Source organism: Kribbella sp. NPDC026611, assembly GCF_040638345.1.
Taxonomy (GTDB): Bacteria; Actinomycetota; Actinomycetes; order Propionibacteriales; family Kribbellaceae; genus Kribbella.
In genome coordinates, this window is sequence record NZ_JBEZYC010000024.1 from 1 (window position 1) to 1,192 (window position 1,192).

Consider the following 1,192-nt stretch of genomic DNA (forward strand, 5'->3'; position numbering starts at 1 on the left):
TGGGGTGTACCAAGGTTGTTGGACAGGTGCTCTTGCTTGAGAGGATTTGTTCATGGCTGAGAAGCGTCGTCGGTTCAGTGCGCAGTTCAAGGCTGAGGCGGTGCAGATGGTGCTGGGGTCGGATCGGACGGTTGCTGATGTCGCGCGGGATCTGGGGATCGAGCGGCAGACGCTGAACAAGTGGGTCGTTGACTTTCAGCGGGTGAATTTGGGTCGTGGTGAGCCGTTTCGCCGGTCGCCGGCGCCGGGTACGGGTCCGCGTCGAGAGGCTGGGAGGTCTCGGGAGGAGGAGTTGGAGGCCGAGGTCGCGCGGTTGCGGATGGAGAACGAGTTCCTGAAAAAAGCCGCGGCCTTCTTCGCCCGGACATCGCAGTAGCCGCGCGGTGCGCGTTGATCGAGGCGGAGAAGGCGAACTACCCGGTGGCGTGGATGTGCCGGTTGCTGAAGGTGCCGCGCTCGTCGTACTACGCCTGGCGGGTCCGGGCTCAGACACCGACCGCGGCGCGGCGCGGTGAGCTGGAAATCCAGGTACGCCGGGTGTTCGATCAGGCCCGGCAGACGTTCGGTTGCCGACGCGTCACGGCGCAGCTCAACCGCGAGGGCTTTGACTGCAGTGTCGGACTGGTCGCGAGTCTGATGCGACAGCTCGGCCTCAAAGCCGTTCAGCCACGCGGCTACCGGCGCACCACTGCACCGGGTGAGCAACCGGTGCAGTCACCGGACCTGCTGGAACGCGACTTCGCCGTCAGCAGCTGCGCTCCAGGCGAGCGACTGGTCGGCGACATCACCTACCTGCGCACCGACCAGGGATGGCTGTATCTGGCCACCGCGATCGACCTGGCCACCCGGATGGTCATCGGCTGGCAGCTGTCCGACCATACCCGCACATCCTTGGTCACCGACGCCCTGCAGATGGCGATCCAGGCCGGCCGGGTCCGGCCCGGCGCGATCTTCCACTCCGACCGCGGAGGTCAATACACCTCCGCGGAATACGTCCGGTTCTGCCGCGCCCACCACATCCGCACCAGCCTCGGCCGCACCGGAGTCTGCTGGGACAACGCCGCCGCCGAAACCTTCTTCGCCGCCCTCAAAAACGACCTCTACCACCGCCAAACCTGGCCCACCCGCACCCAAGCACGAACCGCGGTCGCCGAATACATCGAAATCTTCTACAACCGCCAAAGACTCCACT

The 1,192-nt window shown here is 65.5% G+C and carries 2 protein-coding genes; both read left to right on the forward strand.

All coding sequences use genetic code 11. The annotated features are described in order from the left end of the window. Positions 1 to 52 precede the first annotated feature (52 nt). On the forward strand, positions 53 to 376 hold the full coding sequence (locus AB0E69_RS41065; protein ID WP_360159798.1) for a transposase: 324 nt from the start codon (positions 53 to 55) through the stop codon (positions 374 to 376). A gap of 14 nt (positions 377 to 390) precedes the next feature. Then, positions 391 to 1,192 (forward strand): IS3 family transposase (locus tag AB0E69_RS41070; protein ID WP_360159800.1); only part of this gene is annotated, 802 nt, incomplete at its 3' end.